At 61.9% G+C, this 260-nt stretch carries 1 protein-coding gene; it reads right to left on the minus strand.

Annotated elements, in window-relative coordinates:
• On the minus strand, window positions 1-255 hold a 255-nt coding region (locus tag AAEZ10_RS27515), incomplete at its 3' end, for a globin domain-containing protein (protein ID WP_350571839.1).
• Window positions 256-260: the final 5 nt, after the last annotated feature.

The following is a 260-nucleotide window of genomic DNA, read 5'->3' on the forward strand; positions in this document are numbered from 1 at the left end:
GTGCTCGGGTAGCACCTGCAGGGCTACGTGCTTGTTGATGATCTGGCCTACCAGCGGGCCGAGGGCTTCGAGGCGGTCGATGTGCTTGGCATACATCAGCACGCCGTTGGCCAGCGCGCGCGGCTGTTCACCGCTGGCCTGGTGAGCCTGGTTGAACAGCGGCTGTACCTCAGGATGCTCGTCTAGCAACAACTTATAGAAGTGGGTGGTCAGGGCTTCACCGCCGCTTTCCAGCAGCGGCACGGTGGCCTTGATAAAGG

The organism is Pseudomonas sp. H26/SER47-MNA-CIBAN-0231 (genome assembly GCF_040310465.1).
Classification (GTDB): Bacteria; Pseudomonadota; Gammaproteobacteria; order Pseudomonadales; family Pseudomonadaceae; genus Aquipseudomonas; species Aquipseudomonas atacamensis.